This is a genomic window from Candidatus Poriferisodalis sp. (assembly GCF_965215815.1).
Classification (GTDB): Bacteria; Actinomycetota; Acidimicrobiia; order Acidimicrobiales; family Poriferisodalaceae; genus Poriferisodalis.
Window position 1 is genome coordinate 1,553,975 of the sequence record NZ_CBDCEO010000012.1, and the last position, 20,110, is coordinate 1,574,084.

The window sequence follows — 20,110 nt, forward strand, 5'->3', positions numbered from 1 at the left end:
ATGTGTCTCTTTCTCATTGCTGAGGCTATCAGCGCCGACAACACATGGCGTCTGCACCGTTGCGGCGGGTCAGTTCGATCCCGTCTTGGGGATCGCGTAGGAATGTGAACTGAATTCATATACTCCAGCCGCAACTTAGATCCTTGTTCATTCATGGAGTAGGCCCACATCGTGCATAACCAGTTCGAGGCATCCGCCGCCAGCCCCCGTCGGGCGCACTTGCGGCACGCGCTGACCCCCCCCCCCCCCGCACCTCGTATTCGTCGATCGCCCATGAAGCGGCCGTCTCGCCACGTGCTGTCCAGAGTCGCGCTCGCGATCGCAGTGCTGAGCGCGGCGTCGCTGACACTGCTCGGCCCCGCACAAGCGGCGAGCACCGTAACCGAGGCGCTGCTCAGCAATACCGGCCAGACCCAGCACGCGGACGGCGGCGTCACGATGGGTCCCACCAACAGCGATCCCGAGTTTGTTGCCCAGGCGTTCACGACCGGGACCGATGCCAACGGTTACGAGCTGTCGTCCATCGGCGTCGAGTTCGGCGATATCGAAACGCCGCCCGGCACTACTCGGCGTTTGGCTCTGAAGGTCTCTGTGCATGCCGAAGTGAGCGGCAATGTCCCGGGGGCTCGACACTGCACCGGCAATCTGGTGAGTCCCGTGCCCATTGTGGAAAACGCGGTCAACGTCTTCACTGTCGACCCGGACAATCCGTGCACGCTCGCCGCAAACGAAACCTACTACCTCCGGATCCGAGTCGATTCGAGGTTCGACGGCAGTGTTCAAAGGTCCAACAGCACCATCGTCTGGGACTTCACTGGTTCGACGACGCTCGACGATGGTGCAGCAGCCGGCTGGAGCATTGCGGGCGGGTTCCTTCACGGCGCAACTTCCTCATCTTGGACGAGCGTGTCCGGCAAGACCTTGCAGGTCGAGATCAACACCGAGGTCCCGACTGCTGGGTTGATCATCGACTCCACCGAGCTCGACATTGAGGAGGGGGACTCCGCGAGCTACACCGTGAAGCTGGCTGCAGCGCCGGAAGGGGACGTCGAGGTCACCATCGGAGGCCACGACAACACCGACGCGACGCTGTCGGGCACTGGCCTCACTGGCAGCGTCCTCACCTTCACGACGTCGAACTGGAACACCCTCCAGACCGTCACCGTGACGGCCGAAGAAGACGGCGACAACGACAACGAAGCAGCCATCGCCCTCACCCACACTGCCACCAGCACCGACGACACCGACTACAACAACCTGACCGGTAGCAGTGTCACCGTCTCCATCACCGACAACGACGAGGCCGGGTTGATCATCGAACCCACCGAACTCGCCATCGAGGAGGGGGAGGTCGCGGTCCTGGACGGCAACACCTATCTCGTCCCGGCGGGATACACCTACACCGTCAAGCTGGCGACCGAGCCGGAGGCGGACGTCGATGTCGAGGTCACGGGCCATGCAGACACCAGCGCGGTGCTGACAGGTGTCACGAATGACACGCTCACCTTCACCCCCAGCAATTGGGACATGGCCCAGACCGTCGTCGTCACCGCCAGTGAGGACGACGACGATGACGAAACGGTCACTCTCTCCCATGAGGCCAGCAGCACCGACGACGACTACAGCGGGCTCACCAGCAGCGATGTCACCGTCACCGTCGCCATCACCGACAACGACGAGGCCGGGCTGATCTTCAGCCTCGACCCCGCCGACCCCCTCGACCCCCGCGAACTCACCGTTGGCGAGGAGGATGTCGCGAGCTACACCGTGAGGCTGGCCTCTCGGCCGCAAGAGCGCGTCACCGTCAACTTTGCGGGCCTCACAGGCAGCGACGTGTCACTGACGGGCGATGTGCAGTCGAACCTTCTCCACTTCGACCCCGCGGAGTGGAACACCGACAAGACCGTCACCGTCGTGGCCGGTCCCGACGACGACGGCCGCGACGACACGGTCGCCCTCCTTCACTCCACAAGCACCGTGGATGATGCCTACGGCGATGTCGTCGATGTCGAGGTCGAGGTCACCATCACCGACGACGACGAAGCCGGGCTGATCTTCAGCCTCGACCCCCTCGAACTCTTCGTTACCGAGGAGGTACCCGCGAGCTACACCGTGCGGCTGGCCACCAAGCCGCAAGCGACCATCTTCGTGTTCGTGGAACCGGCCCCGACCACCGACTTGACGATGTCAGGCGACGTGGTGGGGTCCGCACTCTCCTTCGAGCCCGATGAATGGGACACGCCCCAGACCGTCACCTTCGAGGTCGACCACGACGATGACGGGCGCGACGGCAGCTTTCACCTCGTCAACTCCCCCCTCAGCGACGGCAACGGCGACAGCGACTACGACAACCTCGCCGCCAGGAGCATCGCGGTCACCGTCGACGACGACGACAGCCCCGCAGTGATTGTGGATCCCACCGGCATCACGGCAGTCGAGACGAGTTCCGCCGACTACACCGTGAGGCTGGCCACTGAGCCGTCCGACGAGGTCACCGTCACCATCTCGGGCCACTCCGCTCCCGAGGCGTCATTGTCAGGCAGCGACGTGTCCAATGACGCACTCACTTTCACCACCGATAACTGGGACATGCCCCAGACCGTCACCGTCAACGCCGCAGACGACGCCGACACCCTGAACGAATCGGTCACGCTCCTGCACACCGCCACCAGCACCGACGACACCGATTACGCCAACCTCAGCGCCGACCCCACTGGCGATCCCGCCACAGTCACGGTCACGATCACCGACGACGACAGACCAAACGTCGCCATCAATCTCCCCGCGATCGACGTCAACGAGAACGGCTCCGCGACCTACACCGTGCAGCTCGTCACCCAGCCGTCCGCGGACGTCACCGTCACCGTCACCGTCCCGCCCAACTCCGGCGCGTCACTGCCGGGCGACGCGCTGACGCGTGACCTCACGTTCACCTCCGGCAACTGGAACACACCCCAGACCGTCATTGTCGAGGGCGAAGACGACTTCGACGCCCGCGACAACGACCCCTTTGACATCAGCCACACCTCATCGGGTGCCGACTACGACAATCTCGCCATCGGCCCGGTGACCGTGACCGTCATCGACGACGACGAAGCCGGGCTTCTCATCGACCCCACCGCGATCGACGTGGAAGAGGAAGGTTCCGCGAGCTACACCGTGACGCTGGCCACCGAACCGTCTGCGAACGTCACCGTCGACATCGACGGCCACCTCGGCACCGATGCGTCGCTGTCGGGCAGCGACGTGTCCAACGACCAACTCACCTTCACCACCGGCAACTGGGACACGCCCCAGACCGTCACCGTCTCCGCTGCAGACGACGGCGACGCCGACGACGAAGCACCCGTCAACCTCACCCATACCGCTTCCAGCACCGTGGACACCCAATACAACCTCACCGGCGATCCCGTCAGGGTCACCATCACCGACAACGACGACGTTGGCATCGTCGGGAGCGATACCGCCGTGGTGCTTGTGTCCACCGACTCCTTCGAGCTCGTCGAGGGCGATTCGGGCGAGTACACGATCACCTTGGGCACGCAGCCGACCGAAGACGTGACCGTCTCCATCATCGGGAACGCCGGCAGCGACGTGCGCGTCACCGGCAACACGCTGAGCAACGACGTCAAGCTGACGTTCACGGCTGCGAACTGGTCCACCGCGCAGACCGTGACCGTGACCGCCGACCAGGACGACGACGCGATCGATGAGTCGGACGTGACGCTCACCCATGTGGCCGAGAGCATGGACTCGGCCTACAACAGCATCAGCGTCGACTCGATCACCGTCGTCGTCGACGACGACGACACCGCCTCAGTCACCGTGTCGGTCCCCGAGCTGTCGGTGACCGAGGGAGGCTCGAGCACCTATGAGGTGTCGCTGAGCTCGCAGCCGACCGCGGAAGTCACCGTCACCGTCGCCGGGCACGCCGGCAGCGACCTGACCCTGAGCGGCAACACGCTGACCTTCACGGTCTTGGACTGGACCGCTGCGCAGACCGTGACGGTGACCGCCGCCGAGGACGACGACGCCGGCACAGATACCCCGGTCGATCTCACCCACACGGCCGTCAGCGACGATCCGGATTATGGCGGCGTCAGCGTCGGCTCGGTCAGGGTCACCGTCACCGAGAACGACACTGCCGAGATCACCGTGTCGCACAGGAGATTGACCGTGGATGAGATCGACATCGGCACCTACACCGTCGTGCTGTCGCACCCGCCGACCAGCGAGGTGACCATCGAGATCGCCGGCGACGGTGACGTCACCACCAATCCGACGCAGCTTGTCTTCGACGCGTTGAATTGGAACACGGCCCAGACCGTCATGGTGATCGCCGGCAACGACGATGACGCCAACAAGGACCCTGTCCTGATTGCTCACGCCGTCGTGGAGGGCAGCGCCGACGAATACTTCCAACTTGCCGACGCCCGTGTTCTCGTCATCGTGACGGACACAGACACAGCGGGCCTGAGCGTTTCGCCCGCCGCCATCGGGATCCTCGAGGAAGGAACCGGCACATACACCGTCGCGCTGACCAGCGAGCCATCGGCCGACGTGACGGTTGACATCACCGCTGGCGGGACGGTGACGGTGACGGTGGAACCCGCAAGCCTCACGTTCACGGCGACGACGTGGGACAAACCGTCGACCGTCACCGTGAGCGCCGCCGATGACACCGCCGGCGGAACCGCCACCCTCACGCACACCACCAACGACGACGCCCCCGAATACAAGGGCGTCACCGCCGATGTCGCCGTCAACGTCACAGACAACGACGCTGCAGGCGTGGTGCTGTCACCGCGGTCGCTGACGGTGACCGAGGGCGAGACTGGTGCCTACACCGTGTCGCTCGCGCAAGCGCCCACAGCGGACGTGACCATCGAGGTCACGGCCGGGGCCGGCGTCACAGTGAACGACGGCGCCCCTGCCAGCGTGACGTTCACCCCCTCGAACTGGAATCGGCCGCGCAAGGTGACAGTTGCGGCGGACGAGGATGACGACAAGGACGGCGGCTCGGCCACGATCAGTCACAGCATCGCTGCGGGCAGCGCCGCCGAGTACATCGGCGTCGCCGTCGACAACGTCGTGGTGGCGATCGTCGACAACGACGTTCCCGGACTCAGGATCAGCTCGCAGGCCTTGGCAATCGCCAACGGGCGGACAACGACCTACATGGTCAGTCTCAACAGCGCACCGGGTCCCGACGCGACACTGAACAGCTCGCCACCGCTGTTCCAAACGCCCGAGGTGAAGACCGACCTTGGCCCCAGACCGGCAACGGACGTGGACGTGAAGATCTATGCAGCAGGCGATCTGTCGGTGGAGCCGACTGTCCTCAGGTTCACGGCATCGAACTGGGAGGTGCCCCAGACGGTCCGGGTGACCGCCACAACGGTCCGGGTGACCGCCACAGGTGCTGCTGCTGCTGCCATCCCCAAGTTCACGATCGTCCATGAGGTCACAGGCCCCGACGACTACGCCGACATCGCCAACGAGGGCCTCGATCTGACCGTGACACCGGGGCGTTCGAGCAGCGGCAGTGGCAGCAGCGGTGGTGGCGGCGGCGGCGGCAGCAGCGGTGGCGGCGGTGGTGGCGGTGGCGGTGATCTTGATGTCGGTGTTGCGACCTTTGTGGTGGCGAATGGGTGGAGTCCCTCTGATGTTGGGGTGGCGTCGGTGCTGGCGGCGCGCACAACTGGCGCGGTGGTGGTGTACACCGCGGGCGACGCGTTGTCGGAGGCGACCAGGGAGCTGATGCGGGAGGCATCTCCCGCTGAGGTGGTCATTGTCGGCGGCACTGCTGCGGTGTCGCGTGATGTGCGCACGCAGATTCGCGCCGCGTCATCGGAATCGGGCATCGCGCGTGTGTCGGGCGAGGACCGTTCCGACACCGCAGCGGCCACAGCACGCCGCATCCTGGGCGCGCCGTCGACAGCGGGCCGTGTGACGGTGATCGTGGCGAATGGCTGGTCCCCGCCGGATATCGGCGCTGCTGCGGCGCTGGCGGCGCGCAGCGGCCGCTCGGCGGTGCTCTACACCGAGCGTGACAGCCTGCCCGAAGCGTCGGCGTCGCTGCTGCGCGACTACAACGTCACGCGGGTGATCCTCATCGGGGGCACCGCCGCGATCAGCACTGAGGTGTACGACCAGATCGCCGCGGCGGCGAGCGACGCCAGCGTCTCGCGGCTGACGGGCGCTGATCGTGTCGATACCGCCGCGCAGGCAGCACGGCGCGTGCTCGGCAACCCCGCCGCCGCGCCCGACGGCGTCACCTTGGTGATCGCGAACGGCTGGTCCGCTCCTGATGTCGGCGTTGCGGCCGCATTGGCAGCGGCTACTGAGAACTCCGCTGTCGCATACACCTCGCAAGGAACGCTGCCTGAGGCGACCGCAGCGCTCATTACCGACTACCGGCCCAGCCAGGTAATCATCGTGGGCGGCAGCGCAGCAGTCACCAACGACGTGCGGGCGGCGATCACCGAAACCGCACCCGGCAGCGCCAGCGTGCGGCGCATCACCGGCAGCACCCGCATCGAGACCGCCGTCCGCGCGGCACGGCGCATCCTCGCAAACCTCTGAGCACAGAACAGTCGCGCTGACTGCGTCGTGCCAAATCTTGCAGACGCCGTAGCCACATCCGACGGCAGCGCTGCTCCACCCAGCGCTGTCGTCAGGCACCGCCCCGGAACTCCACCGCCCCGGGGCGGTGCCACCCCCCTCTCGTGGGGCCTCAAGCCAAAACGTCGTTGGACAATCCCGCGCCCGACGCTTGCTCGATTGTCTAGGTTTTCGCATATATGACCGATAGACATACACACATGTATTTGCAACATGCCGATGAACTCCCGATACGTCGACGCCTCGCACCGCCGACTGTGTATTGACGGAGGGGGGGGGGGGGGGTCTGCTGCGGCATGGCCGGCTGAGTGATGCCGCGGCCGACCGACGGAACCAGCCGGCAGCATCTGCCGCTCAGCAAGACCGGCGAGAAGAACGCCGTCGAAACGCTGCGGTCGGCGCTGCTGGTCCTGTCTGTGCTCTTGGCGGCGTTCTTGAGCCTGGTGTCGCCGGCATCGGCGCAGACGCCGAGCAGTAATGCTTCGCTCAGTGCTTTGGCGCTGAGCCCCGGAACGCTGTCGCCGGCGTTCGCAAGCGACACGACGATGTACACGGCCAGCGTCGGCTATGCCGTCACGCGTGTCAGCGTCACTGCGGCCAAGAGCGACGACAGCGCCACGGTGTCGTTCCTCGATGCCAGCGACCAGCCGCTCGCTGACGCTGACACCGCTGAAGGGCACCAGGTGGACCTGCCGGTGGGCGACACCGTCGTCAAGGTCAAGGTGACGGCACAGGACACCACCACCACCGAGACCTACACCGTGATCGTCACCCGGACCGAGCAGGACACCTCGCTGAGCCCGCGAGCCAGCGATCCGGTTCCCGCGCACGCGCCGGTCGCGCAGTACAAGGTGACCTTCACGGGTGCATGGACCAGCACCGTCACACCCGACGGCGTTCCCGCGGGTGCGCATTTCTCTCACCTGGTCGGCGCCGTCCACAACGCGAACGTGGCGTTCCTCGAAAGCGGGGGCACTGCCAGCGCCGGGGTGGAGGCGATGGCGGAAGAGGGTCGCGTGACGGGCCTGCGCGACGAGATCCTGGCCGCTGTACCGGACGCATCCCCATGGCGGCTCGGCACCACAAACAACATCTCCCCCACAGGCTCGCACAGCCTGACGGCCGCCCTGACAACGGAGTACCCGCGGATGACGCTGGTCACGATGATCGCCCCCAGCCATGACTGGTTCGTGGGCGTCGCAGGGTTGCCGCTGGTTGACAGCCAGGGCCGCTGGCTGCGCTCGCACAAGGTGAACCTGTATCCGTGGGACGCCGGCACCGAGGACGGAACCGACTTCTCGCTCTCCCCCAGTGTCTCGACCGACCCCCAAGGAACCATCGAGAGCCTGCGGGGAACCGGCCCGTTCACGACCGAGCCGATCGCGACACTGACATTCACGCTGCAGTCGGCGGGGCCAACGGTGCGCAGCGTGGCCGAAAACACCGCCGCGGGCACCGACATCGGCGCGCCGGTCGCGCTCGGCGGCACAGTCGCCTACACGCTGGGCGGCACCGACGCGGCGTCGTTCGACATCGTCGCCGCCACCGGACAGCTCCAGACCAAGGCCGCTCTCGACCACGAGACCAAGTCCAGCTATGAGGTGACCGTCACTGCTACGGACTCCGACGGCACCACCGACACCACGGTGACCATCGAGGTGACCAACGTCGCCGAGCTGGCCTCAGCGGTGACCGGAGCGGCGAGCGTCGACCACGCCGAGAACGACGCAGGCCGCGTCGCCACCTACACCGCGTCCTCGGCCCAAGACCGCGACGGCATCGCGTGGTCGCTGTCGGGGGACGACGCAGCCCACTTCAGCATCGACGATCCTGCCGGCGCGCTCAGATTTCACATCGATCCTGTCTCGCCGAACCTCTTCACGAAACCGCCCGACTTCGAGTCGCCAGCCGACAACGACACCGACAACGAATACACCGTGACCCTCACCGCCTCGGTGTTGGGATCGAACACCACCGTGACCAAGAACGTGTCCGTCACCGTCACCGACACCGACGAAGCCGGAACGCTCGCTTTGTCCTCCACGCGCCCCCAGATGGGAACAGCGCTGACCACCGCCTTGAGCGACCCCGACGGCGTGACCGGCACACCGACATATGTCTGGGAACGCTCGATACGCCCGAACGCCTGGGCAGTCATCGCAGGAGCCACGTCGAGCACATACACACCGGCGGCCGCGGACACCGGGACGTTCCTGCGAGCCACAGCGACCTATGAGGACCGACACGGCGCGGGCAGGACGGCCACCGCTCTCACCTACGAAGTGGTCACAGCGAGCCTGCTGACCGGCCTGGCGGCCACCACGAACGACTCGACGGCCAACCCGGATCGCGCGCTGCATCCCGCCTTCAGCGCCGACACCCTCCACTACGCCGTCGGCTGCGCCCCGAGCGGCGACACCATGACCGTGACCCCGGCCGCCGCGTCGGGCGTGCGGATCGCGGTCAACGGCACTCAGACCGCCAGCGGAACCGCCGCAACGGTGCCGGTCAGCCGGGAGAGCGACGTGCATGTCACCCTCACCACCGCCGACGGCGCCGCCACCACCTACGTCGTGCACTGCCTCGTCGGCAATCTTTGGCAAGTGGAGGTGAGCAAGACCGCGGGCGCGGAAGGCATCATCGAAGATCTCATCCTGATCCCGCTCGGGGGCAGCACGATCTCGATGCTGGACAACAACGCCGTTCCCAGGTTCCACCGCGACGTCAGGCAGCCAATCTGGAACTACTTCCGGGTCGACCGGGTCCAGGCGGCAACCAGCGAGGCAGGGGAGGAACCCGAGTACCGATACACGTACTACATAAACGTCCACGGCCAAGAGAAGTACACGGTCCTGAACCAGGCGCTGGAGCCGATCGACACCGCGACTACAGTCGCCCCGCTGACGTCGATCACCGACCCCCACGACTTCCGCGTCCTGGAGAACGGGAACTACCTGCTGATCGCCTACGAGCGCACAAACCGCGATCTCAGCCACCTGACGTTCGAGCACCCCGAGATCGAAGAGGACCAGCCGCAGGGCATCAGCGACGCGGCCGTCCAGATCGTCACGCCGGCCGGCCGGCCGGTGTTCACGTGGAACTCATGGGGGATCATGCCCCTCGAGGATTGCACCCAGCACCGGTTCGCGGGGGGAGAGAATCACCGCAGCTACGCCCACCTCAACTCGTTGCAGATGGCGGACGGGCTCATCATCGGCTCGTTCCGGGGATGCTCGAAGGTGCTGGCCATCGACCCGAACCACGCCGAGGACCACAAGGTGGCCTGGAGGGTGGGCCGCAGCAACCTGACCGCCGAGGAGTGGGAAGCCCGCGACGGCGGCCCCGCGCCCATGGCCATCGTCGGCGACCCTGCCGGCGAGTTCTGCGCGCAGCACGGCGTGTCGGTCCTGCCCAACGGCAACCTCATCCTCTTCGACAACGGCGTCCACTGCCTGGTCAACCCCTGGACCACCGAGTTCGTGAGCCGCACCGACGACAACTACTACAGCCGCGCCGTCGAGTACGCGCTCGACTTCGACAACGGCGAAGCGGTCTTCGTACGCGATCACACGCTTCACGGCGCCCGCCAGTACCTCGGCAACTCCCACGGCCACGTCGATCCGACGACCAACGGGGACTGGCTGATCAGCTGGGGCCGCGCCCGGCGCAACGCCCCGGACGCGGAGATCCCCGACGAGAAGGTGACCCAGGTCGATCCGGACACCGGTCAGGAGAAGTTCTCGCTCACCTTCCCCTCGCCTACGTATCGGGCCGTTCCGGCCCATCCGGTAGTGCTGTTCGCGGTGCCCGAGCCGCTGGCGGCGGTGTTCCCGGCCAGCAGTCATACGTCGGTTGGGACGCGGGGTCCGGACGATCGGCCGAAGGTGGTGGTGGCGTTCAATCAGCCGGTGGTGGATCCCGCGGCTGCTACGGCGTCGGTCAGCGTGGCGGGGGCGACGGTGACGGACGTGAGCCCTCATGTGGTGGCGGGCGAGGCGGCGAACGCCTACATCTTCACGCTGACGCCCACCGGTTTCGGCAAGATCACGTTCGGCCTGGTGGCCGGCCAGGCGTGCGGGTCGGGCGGGTCGGGTGGTGTGTGCACTGCTGATGGGCGGACGCTGTCGGGGGTGCCCGCCGCGCACGTCATCGCTAGTGCTCCGCAGTTCGCGGACGACGAGACCGGCATGCGCAGCGTGGATGAGAACACCGCTGCTGGGCAGAACATCGGCGACCCTGTCACTGCGACCGATCCCGACGGGGCGACAGTCACCTATTCGTTGGGCGGGTCCGACTGGTCCTTGTTCGAGATCATGGCCTCGACGGGTCAGCTGCGCACCGCCGCTCCGCTCGACCACGAGACCGGCGACAGCTACACGGTGACGGTGATCGCCACGAACCCGTCCGGCGTGAGCACCCCGATCGACATCGTGATCACCGTCACCGACGTCAACGAGGCGCCGTCGGTGACTGGCGACACGGTGCTGAGCGTCGTGGAGAACACCGATGCGGCTGTGGCTGTCGGCGTGTTCACCGCCGACGACCCCGATGACGGCGACACGGCGGACGACTGGTCGTTGTCGGGCTCGGGATCCGATGCGAGCCTCTTCTCGATCGACGGGGGCGTGCTGAGGTTCTTGACGCCCCCGGACTTCGAGTCGATAGCGGACACGCAGGGCAGACACGTCTATGAGCTCGTCGTGGAAGCCTCAGATGGCGACTTGACCGGGACACTGGCCGTGTCGGTGAACGTGTCGAACGTCAACGAGGCGCCTGAGATCGACGGGCCCGGCACCGTGACCGTCCCGGAGGACAGACTCTGGACGTCGTTCGCGACCTATCACGGCGACCGATCCTGAGGGCGACTCGATGTGGGCTGGCGTCTGTTGCTGGGTGACGATATGGCTGCTTTTCGATGATCTCCGATGGTCGATCTGAGCTTCAAGGACCCGCCCGATTTCGAGGCGACGGCTTCCGCTGACAGAGACAATGTCTACGAGGTCACGGTGGAGGTCGTCTGATGGCCCGATCTGGCGGCGTCGACTCGCCATGTCGGTGACGGTCGGCAATGACCGAAGAGCCAGGGGCGGTGTCGGGGCTGTCCGCGGTGCAGCCCCAAGAGGCGTGAGCCCTTGGCGGCGTCACTGTCAGATCCCGACGTGGTGGTGGGATCGTCGGTGAGCTGGCAGTGGTATGCGTCGCCGGACAAGCAGCAATGGAGTGCAATCGACGCTGCGGTGTCGAGTTCGTATACGCCGGCCGGCAGCGATGTCGGCCGGTACCTGCAGGCACGGGCGTCCTACAGCGACGAGCACGGACCTGCCAAGTCGGCACGGGCCGTGTCGCAGAATCAGGTGCTGGCCGCCCCTGTCATGAATGAGCCGCCCGTGTTCGACGGGACGGTCACGCGCCGGGTGGCCGAGGACGCCGCCGTGGGCAGCCAGGTGGGCGAGCCTGTCACCGCGACCGACCCCGATCTCGACACCCTCACCTACTCGGCGACCCCCATCGCCGGGGCCCCGTTCGCGATCGTGCCCGACACAGGCCAGCTGCTGACCACCGCCGCGCTGGACCATGAGACCGCCGGCAACCACACTGTGTTCGTCACCGCCGAGGATCCCTCAGGCGTCGCGGCCACGACCCAGGTGGATGTCGAGGTGTACGACGTGAACGAGGCGCCGGTGGTGTCCGGTGTGCAGATCGTGAGGTTCACCGAGAACGACACCGGAACCGTGGCCACGTTCACCCAGAGCGATCCCGACATCGGCGACACCGTGAGCTGGGATCTCGCCGGCCCTGACGCAGCGCTGTTCACCGTCGGCGGCGGCGAGCTGAGCTTCAAGACACCGCCCGACTACGACAAGCCGGCCTCCCGGGACCGGGACAACAGCTACGCGGTAGTCGTCAAGGCCACCGACGACGGTGGGTCCGAAGGGACGCTGAGCGTCGCCGTCAATGTCGACGACGTCAACGAGGCGCCGACGATCACTGGGCCTGCAGAGGTGAGCGTTCCCGCACAGCGCCGGGCTGTCGCGACCTACACCCCAGACGATCCCGAGAATGTCACGGTCGGCTGGAGCCTCGACGGCCCCGACGCAGAACACTTCAGCCTCGACGGTGGCGTGCTGAGCTTCAAGAACCCGCCCGAGTTCGACGCAGCGGACCCCGGCGACAACGAGCACCACGTCACCGTGGAGGCGACCGACGGTGTCAACACCAGTCGCCTGGCCGTGACGGTCACCGTCACCGACGCCAGCGAAGTCCGTCCGCAGCCCTCCTCGGGCGGCGGTTTCTCGGGCACTTCCGGCTCGAGTGGTGGTGGCGGTGGCGGTGATTTTGATGTGGGTGTTGCGACGTTTGTGGTGGCCAATGGGTGGAGTGCTGCTGATGTGGGGGTGGCGGCGGTGCTCGCGGCGCGCACCTCGGGTGCGGTGGTGCTCTACACCGCAGGCGACGAACTCTCCGAGCAGACCCGAGCGCTGCTGCGCGAGGCGCTGCCTGCAGAGGTGATCATCGTGGGCGGCACCGCAGCGGTGTCGCGTGACGTCCGCACCCAGATCCGTGCCGCGTCGTCGGAATCGGGCATCTCGCGCATCACCGGCGAGGGCCGTTCCGACACCGCAGCAGCCACTGCACGCCGCATCTTGGGCGCGCCGTCGACAGCGGGCCGCGTGACGCTGGTGGTGGCCAACGGCTGGTCGCCGCCTGACATCGGCGCAGCCACCGCATTGGCTGCGCGCAGCGGGCGTGCTGCGGTGCTCTACACCCAGCACGATGTGCTGCCCGACGCGACCGCGGCGCTGCTGCGCGACTACGACGTTGCGCGGGTGATCGTCATCGGAGGCACCGCCGCGATCAGCGACGAGACCCGCGACGCGATCGCCGCGGCGGCGGGCGGCGATGCGAGCATCTCGCGGCTGACGGGCACCGACCGCGTCGCCACTGCCGCTGCGACGGCGCGGCGGGTGCTGGGCAACCCCGCGGCGGCTCCCGACGACGTCACCTTGGTGATCGCGAACGGCTGGTCCGCGCCCGATGTCGGCGTCGCAGCCGCGCTGGCAGCCGCGACGGAGAACTCCGCAGTCGCCTACACCGCACAAGGCACCTTGCCCGAAGCGACCGCGGCGCTGATCCGCGACTACCGACCCGGCCAAGTCATCATCGTGGGCGGCCGCGCCGCAGTCACCGACGAGGTGCGGACTGCCATCACCCAGACCGCACCCGACAGCGCCGACATCCGCCGCATCACCGGCGCGACCCGCACCGCCACCGCCGCGCGCGCGGCTCGACGCATCCTCGCGGACTCCTGAGCACAACGGCCTCGACCTGACCGGCCCGCAGCGCCGCCCGCCCAGCGCTGCCCCGCGGCACCGCCCCCTGTTCGCAGCCATCTGTTTTGGCGTGCGTAGTTGATAGACATACATATATGTATGGTGTTCATGACAACGACGGCTCAGCTGCATCACAGTCCCGCTCCATCGGCTGCACAGATGCAAGGGACGGGCTTTCCCGTTCTCGGACGGCATAGCCGGCTGATTGATGCCCCCCCCCTCCGTTGGAACGGGCCCGCAGCCGCAACCGCGTAGGACCGACGCCCCAGGTGTCGTCGGGTCGCTCCGGCCGAGGCTGCTCGGTCTGTTTGTGCTGGTTGCGGCATTCGCGGGTTTGGTGTCGCCGGCTTCGGCGCAGACGCCGAACGATGCCGCGATCCCCGGGGATCCGGCCATAGAGTCGCTGACCGTCGGCGACCAGGCGCTGACCGTTGCCTGGACCGCTCCCGCGAGCAACGGCGGGTCCGACATCGCCTCCTACGACCTGCGCTACATCCACAGCGACTCCGACGACTCCGACGATGCCAACTGGACGGTCGAGATCAGCGTGTGGACCACCGGTGCCGGCGCTCTGGAGTTCACCCTCAGCGGGCTGACGAACGGCACCTCCTACGACGTGCAGGCCAGGGCGGTCAACGACGATGGCAGCGGTGCCTGGTCCGCCACCGTCACGGCCACGCCCGCCACCGTCCCGACCGCCCCCAACCTGTGGTCGGCGTCCGCCCGCAGCGGCCGGATCACCATCACATGGTCGAGCCCGGCGAGCGACGGCGGGTCCTACATCACCTCCTACGACCTGCGTTACATCCGCAGCGACGCCGACGACTCCGACGACGACAACTGGACGTTGCGGGAGGACTTCAGCAGGACGGCCAGCAGCTACAAGATCGAGGGCCTGACCAACGGCGTCGCGTACCACGTGCAGGTGCGGGCGGTCAACGCCGCGGGCGACGGCACCTGGTCCCAACGCCAGACCAGAACCCCCGTGGGGCCTCCCCGCATACCCTCCATCGACACGGTGACCCCGGGCGACGGATCGCTCGCCATCACGTGGTCGGCCCCCTCCAGCGACGGGGGCTCGGAAATCACCGGCTACAACCTCCGGTACGTACAGAACGACCTGGTGGTCAACAACTTCCTGTTCTTCTGGAGCGAGGCGCCCGGCATCTGGACCTCCGGCGACCTGGAGTACACCCTCAGCGGGCTGACCAACGGCGTCCGGTACCGGCTGGGCCTTCAGGCGGTCAATGGCGAGGGCGCCAGCGGATGGTCCGACTGGAGCGACCCCCGGACCGGCATCGCCGGAAGCACCCCGGTGGCGCCCGGCGCGCCCACCATCGACCGGGCGACCTCCGACGGCGCCAACGTGCACGTCAGGTGGTCCGCCCCGTCGAACGACGGCGGCGCCGACATCACCGGCTACGACCTGCGCCGCATCCGCAGCGACGCGCCGGACAAGGCCGACACCAACTGGACCGTGATCAGCGGCGTCTGGACCTCCGGCGCACTGGAGTACACGGTCGAGGGACTGACCGACGGCGTCGAGTACGACTTCCAGCTGAGGGCGGACAACTCCGCCGGCGCGGGGTCCTGGTCCGCGACCGTCAACAACACGGACCCCGACCCCCCGGGCGCTACCGGCCTCAGGGAATTCTCGGAGGAGACGCCCAACCAGCTCTGGGTGTCCTGGCGACCCCCCGCCGACGACGGCGGGGCGCCCCCCACCCACTACGACCTGCGCTACATCCGCAGCGACGCGCCGGACATGGCGGACGCCAACTGGCTCCAGGTGGACGACCGGACCGGCGACTTGGAGTACACGATCAGGGGCCTGACGAGCGGCGTCAACTACCGGGTGCAGGTGCGGGCGGCCAACCGCGGCGGGGACGGCCCCTGGTCCCTCGTCGTGACCCTGCAACCCAAGCACGAGAGGCCCAACCCGCCCGGAAACATCTCGGTGACCCCCAGCAACGGCACGCTCACGGTCGAGTGGACCACCGCCCCGGCCAAGGCGGAGGTCACCGTGGCCGGCTACAAGGTGAGCTACATACGGTTGGACGATCCGGAGTGGGACGACTTCAGCGAATGGACGACCAGCGGCCTCATCGCGTCCGGAACCCTGGAATACGCCATCACCGGACTGCAGAACGGCGTTCGGTACTCGGTAGACGCCTACTCGGTCAGCTCCGCAGGCAGAACGAGCCCGCCGACAGTGACAGTGCCGGCCCATTCCCCCGGCAGGGCCCCGGCCGCGGTGGGAAGCCTGAAACGAACCATGACCCACGAGAGCAGCATCTACATCGAGTGGACAGGCCCCACCGACAACGGCGGGCACACCGTCACCTCCTACGACATCCACCACCACCCCACCAGCGATCCCACCAACGTCGTCAAGCATTCGCAGGACGCTCGGGAGATCCTTGGCGGGCCGGCGCAGACCAACATCAGGTCGGTCGGGAACCTGACCTCCCACGTCGAGTACAAGATCCAGGTGCGGGCCCGCAACCGGATCGGCGCCGGCCCCTGGTCCAGCCTGACCCTGATCCCCCGGCGCCAGCCCGTCGAACTCACGATCGACTCGGTGACCGAGGGCGACGGCACGCTCACGGTCGCCTGGACCGACGGCGGCGACGACGAGATCACCGGCTATGAAGTGCGCTACTCCTTCCGCCGCATCGCAGAGCCGTGGCCGGACAGCAACGATTGGGAGTACGTCCGCAACATCACCGGGACCAATCCCCTGCAATACACCATCGACGGCCTGGTCAACGGGCGCTGGTACCAGGTCGAGGTCCGGGGGCGGAACCGGTACGGCGTGCTGACGAGCGACTGGGGCCGCTATTCCGACCCGGTCTCGGGCACGCCGAAGACCATCCCCGGCGCGCCGGCCGTCAGCTCGGTGACGCCGGGCGACGAGAAGCTCACGGTGGCCTGGTCGTCCCCGGCCGACGACGGCGGGTCCGGCGTCACGTCCTACGACCTGCGCTACATCCGCAGCGACGAGCCGGACAAGTCCGACGACGACAACTGGACGGTGAACAGACGCGTCTGGACCTCCGGCGCGCGGCTGTACGACCTCTTCGGCCTGACCAACGGCGTGGACTACGACGTGCAGGTGCGGGCGGTGAACGCCGTCGACGAGGGGCCATGGTCCCCGGTGAGGACCGGCACCGCGCAGACGGTGCCCAGCATGCCGTTCATCGACGCGGCGACCCCCGGCGACCGCGCCCTGTCGCTCGCCTGGACCGCCCCGGTCCGAGACGGCGGGTTCGCCGTCACCTCCTACGACCTGCGCTACATCCGCAGCGACGCCCCCGACAAGGCCGACGACAACTGGACGGTGAACAGCAGCGTCTGGACCTCCGGCGCCCTGGAGCACACTCGGAGCGGCCTGACCAACGGCGTGGACTACGACGTGCAGGTGCGGGCGGTGACCGTCGCGGGGGCGGGACCCTGGTCCGGCACCCTCTCCGGCACGCCGCGGACGACGCCCGGCGCCCCCACCATCGACTCGGTGACTCCCGGCGACCAGGCGCTCACGATGGCCTGGTCCGCCCCGGACGACACCGGGGGCAGCCCGATCACCGACTACGACCTGCGCTACATCAGCAGCGACGCGCCGGACAAGGCCGACGACAACTGGACGGTGAACAGCAGCGTCTGGAGCTCCGGTGCCCTGAAGCACACCCTCGGCAGCCTGACCAGCGGCGTCGGCTACGACGTGCAGGTGCGGGCCGTCAACGTCGCCGGGGACGGCCGGTGGTCCGCCACCGTCTTCGGCACGCTCCAGACGATTCCCGAAGCCCCCACCATCGACAGCGTGACCCACGGCGACGGGACGCTCACGATCGGCTGGTCCGCCCCGTCCGACACCGGCGGCGACACCATCGGCTCCTACGACCTGGGCTACATCCGCAGCGACGCGCCCAACAAGGCCGACGACAACTGGACGGAGCGGGACGGCGTCTGGACCGCCGGCGACCGGGAGTACACCCTCGAGAGCCTGATCAACGGCGTCCGGTACGACGTGCGGCTGCGGGCGGTCACCGACGTCGGGAACGGCTCCTGGTCGGCCGCAGCCTCCGCCACTCCCCAGACGGCGCCCGGTGCCCCGACCATCGATCGGGTCACGCCCGGCGACCGCGCCCTGGCCGTGTCGTGGTCGTCCCCGGCCGATGACGGCGGGTCCGCGGTCACGTCCTACGACGCGCGCTACCTCCGCAGCGACGCGCCCAACAAGGCCGACGCCAACTGGACGGTGAAGGCCCGCGTCTGGCGCTCCGGCGACCTGGAGTACACCCTCGACAGTCTGATCAACGGCGACGCCTACGACGTGCAGGTGCGGGCCGTCAACGCCGTCCGCGAGAGTCCTTGGTCCGCCACCGTCTCCGGCACACCTCGGACGAGACCCGCAGCCCCCGCCATCGACAGCGTGACCCACGGCGACAGGACGCTCACCATCGACTGGTCCGCCCCCTCCGATGACGGCGGGTCCGCGGTCACGTTCTACGACGTGCGCCACATCCCCAGCGACGCGCCGGACAAGGCCGACACCAACTGGACGGTGAAGGCCCGCGTCTGGCGCTCCGGCGACCTGGAGTACACCCTCCGCAGCCTGACCAACGGGGTCGCCTACGACGTGCAGGTGCGGGCGGTGAACGCCGTCGACGGGGGGCCATGGTCCCCGGTGGAGACCGGCACCGCGCAGACGGCGCCCGGCATGCCGTCCATCGGCGCGGTGACCCCCGGCGTCCTCGCCCTGTCGATCGCCTGGACCGCCCCGGCGCGGGACGGCGGGTTCGACATCACCTCCTACGACCTGCGCTACATCCGCAGCGACGCGCCGGACAAGGCCGACGCCAACTGGACGAAGAGGACCGGCATCTGGATTCCCGGCGACCTCCTGCAATACCGGATGAACGAGGCCACGCGCTTCACCGACTTCATGAACTCGGTGAAGTACGACGTGCAGGTCAGAGCGGTCAGCACCGTCGGGGCCGGCCCCTGGTCCGCCAGCAGGACGGGCACGCCGGGGTCCGTTCGCCCGTCATCGCTGAGTCTCGGCGGTGGCGGCGGTGTCGGTGGCAGTTCGGGCGGTGGCGGTGGCGGTGATTTTGATGTGGGTGTTGCGACGTTTGTGGTGGCCAACGGGTGGAGTCCGGCCGATGTGGGCGCAGCGTCGGTGCTCGCGGCGCGCACCTCGGGTGCGGTGGTGCTCTACACCGCAGGCGACGAACTCTCCGAGCAGACCCGAGCGCTGCTGCGCGAGGCGCTGCCTGCAGAGGTGATCATCGTGGGCGGCACCGCAGCGGTGTCGCGTGACGTCCGCACCCAGATCCGTGCCGCGTCGTCGGAATCGGGCATCTCGCGCATCACCGGCGAGGGCCGTTCCGACACCGCAGCGCAGCAGCCACTGCACGCCGCATCCTGGGCGCGCCGTCGACAGCGGGCCGCGTGACGCTGGTGGTGGCCAACGGCTGGTCGCCGCCTGACATCGGCGCAGCCACCGCATTGGCTGCGCGCAGCGGGCGTGCTGCGGTGCTCTACACCCAGCACGATGTGCTGCCCGACGCGACCGCCGCGCTGCTGGCTGACTACCAGGTCGCACGAGTGATCCTGATCGGGGGCACCGCTGCCATCAGCTCGCAGGTGCACGACGCGATCGCCGCAGCAGCAGGCGGCGATGCGAGCATCTCGCGGCTCACCGGCGCCGACCGCGTCGCCACAGCCGCTCAGAGGGCACGGCGGGTGCTGGGCAACCCCGCCGCAGCTCCCGACGGGGTCACCTTGGTGATCGCGAACGGCTGGTCCGCGCCCGATGTCGGCGTCGCAGCGGCATTGGCAGCCGCGACGGAGAACTCCGCAGTCGCCTACACCGCACAAGGCACCTTGCCCGAGGCGACCGCGGCGCTGATCCGCGACTACCGGGCCGGCCAGGTCATCATCGTGGGCGGACGCGCCGCAGTCAGCAACGAGGTGCGGACTGCCATCACCCAAACCGCACCCGACAGCGCCGACATCCGGCGCATCACCGGCAGCACCCGCACCGAGACCGCCGCCCGCGCCGCACGACGCACCCTCGCAAACCAGTGATTGGCCGCTCCGGCACGCTCTAGTTCCGGGTCCTCAAACGTTTGCGTTGTCGCTCGGGGGAG

The 20,110-nt window shown here is 67.9% G+C and carries 5 protein-coding genes; all 5 read left to right on the forward strand.

Going from position 1 to position 20,110, the window contains the following annotated elements; translation table 11 throughout:
• Nucleotides 1–273 precede the first annotated feature (273 nt).
• The 5 genes from ACOOHB_RS08845 (at nt 274) to ACOOHB_RS08865 (ending at nt 20,048) form a co-directional block, all read left to right on the forward strand.
• Nucleotides 274–6,585 (forward strand): cell wall-binding repeat-containing protein, encoded by a 6,312-nt coding sequence (locus tag ACOOHB_RS08845; protein ID WP_420444420.1) that lies wholly within the window; start codon nt 274–276, stop codon nt 6,583–6,585.
• A 350-nt stretch (nt 6,586–6,935) separates the two neighbouring features.
• Complete coding sequence (locus ACOOHB_RS08850; RefSeq protein ID WP_420444421.1) at nt 6,936–11,483, forward strand: cadherin domain-containing protein; 4,548 nt, start codon at nt 6,936–6,938, stop codon at nt 11,481–11,483.
• A 273-nt stretch (nt 11,484–11,756) separates the two neighbouring features.
• On the forward strand, nt 11,757–13,934 hold the full coding sequence (locus tag ACOOHB_RS08855; RefSeq protein WP_420444422.1) for a cell wall-binding repeat-containing protein: 2,178 nt from the start codon (nt 11,757–11,759) through the stop codon (nt 13,932–13,934).
• Nucleotides 13,935–14,265: 331 nt separating this feature from the next.
• Nucleotides 14,266–19,413: a fibronectin type III domain-containing protein gene (locus tag ACOOHB_RS08860; RefSeq protein ID WP_420444423.1), complete on the forward strand. Its 5,148-nt coding sequence runs from the start codon at nt 14,266–14,268 to the stop codon at nt 19,411–19,413.
• Entirely contained in the window at nt 19,410–20,048 is a 639-nt protein-coding gene (locus ACOOHB_RS08865) for a cell wall-binding repeat-containing protein (RefSeq protein WP_420444424.1), read from the forward strand. The genes ACOOHB_RS08860 and ACOOHB_RS08865 overlap by 4 nt, the downstream gene beginning before the upstream one ends.
• Nucleotides 20,049–20,110: the final 62 nt, after the last annotated feature.